A 1,582-nucleotide genomic window follows, 5' to 3' on the forward strand; every position below is an offset into this window, starting at 1 on the left:
CCGTGGGCCTCGACCACGTCGACGTCGGCGGTGGTGAGTCCGGCGTTGGTCAGGGCCTGGCGGATCACCCGTTGCTGGGCGGGGCCGTTGGGCGCGGTGAGCCCGTTGGAGGCGCCGTCCTGATTGACCGCTGTCCCCCGGACCACGGCGAGGACCTGGTGGCCGTTGCGGCGGGCGTCGGAGAGCCGCTCGACCAGCAGCAGGCCGACGCCCTCGCCCCAGGAGGTGCCGTCCGCCGACGCGGCGAAGGACTTGCAGCGCGCGTCGGGGGCCAGGCCGCGCTGACGGCTGAACTCGATGAACGACGCCGGGGTGGCCATGACGGTCACGCCGCCGGCGAGGGCGAGGTCGCACTCGTTGTTGCGCAGCGACTGCGCGGCCAGGTGCAGGGCGACCAGCGAGGAGGAGCAGGCCGTGTCGACGGTGATGGCCGGCCCTTCGAGGCCGAAGGTGTAGGACAGCCGGCCGGAGGCGACGCTGCCCGCGCTACCGGTGACGAGTTGGCCCTCGAAGCCCTGCGGCTGCTGCCGCATCAGGCGTGAGCCGTAGTCGTCGTACATGACGCCGGTGAAGACGCCGGTCCGGCTGCCGCGCAGGGTCTCCGGATCGAGGCCGCCGTGCTCGAACGCCTCCCAGCCGGTCTCCAGCAGCAGCCGCTGCTGCGGGTCCATCGCCAGTGCCTCGCGCGGGCTGATGCCGAAGAACGCGGGATCGAAGTCGGCGGCGGCGTCCAGGAACCCGCCCTCCCGGACGTACGACGTGCCGGGCGCGTCGGGGTCGGGGTCGTAGAGGCCGTCGACGTCCCAGCCGCGGTCGCGGGGGAACCCGGCGATGGCGTCGACGTTGTCGGTCACCAGTCGCCACAGGTCCTCGGGGGAGCGGACGCCGCCGGGGTAGCGGCAGGCCATCCCGACGATCGCGATCGGCTCGTCGACCGCCACGGGAGCGGCCACGGGAGCGGCCGGGTGTTCGGCCCCGGCGGGAGCGGCGAGCAGGAGGTCCGCGAGGTGCCGGCTGATCGCGGAGGCGGTCGGGTGGTCGAAGACCAGGGTCGAGGGCAGGCGTCGGCCGATGGCGGAGCTCAGCCGGTTGCGCAGCTCGACGGCGGTCAGCGAGTCGAAGCCCAGCTCGTTGAACGAGCGGTCGGGGTCCAGGTCGGCGCCCCCGGAGTGGCCGAGGACGGCGGCGACGTGGCGGGTCACCAACTCGTCGAGGAATTCCGTCCGTTGCGGTGCTGTGAGGCCTGCGAGCCGCTGTTCCAGGGCGGTGTCACCGGATTCCGCGGCGGCGGCCCGGCGGGGCCTGGCTCGTACGAGCTTGCCGAGCATGGGCGGCAGGGTGCCCTCGGCATGCTGTCGCTGGAGTGCCGACTCGTCCAACTCGGCTGTCACCAGCACCGGTTCGCTCGAGGTGAGCGCCATGTCGAACTGGGCGAGGGCCCGTTCGACGGACATGCCGACGAATCCCTGGCGGGCCAGCCGGTCGATGTCGGTGGTGGTGAGGGTGTTGGTGAGGGTGCTGGTGTCGTTCCAGAGTCCCCAGGCGAGGCTGGTGGCGGGGAGTCCTTGGGTGTGGCGGTGGT

General features: G+C 72.8%; 1 protein-coding gene. It reads right to left on the bottom strand.

What is annotated here, in order from left to right:
• The coding region (locus ABZ449_RS42110; RefSeq protein WP_360357461.1) for a beta-ketoacyl synthase N-terminal-like domain-containing protein at positions 1-1,582 on the bottom strand (1,582 nt) is incomplete at both ends.

This window comes from Kitasatospora sp. NPDC005856, assembly GCF_040629945.1.
GTDB lineage: Bacteria > Actinomycetota > Actinomycetes > Streptomycetales > Streptomycetaceae > Kitasatospora.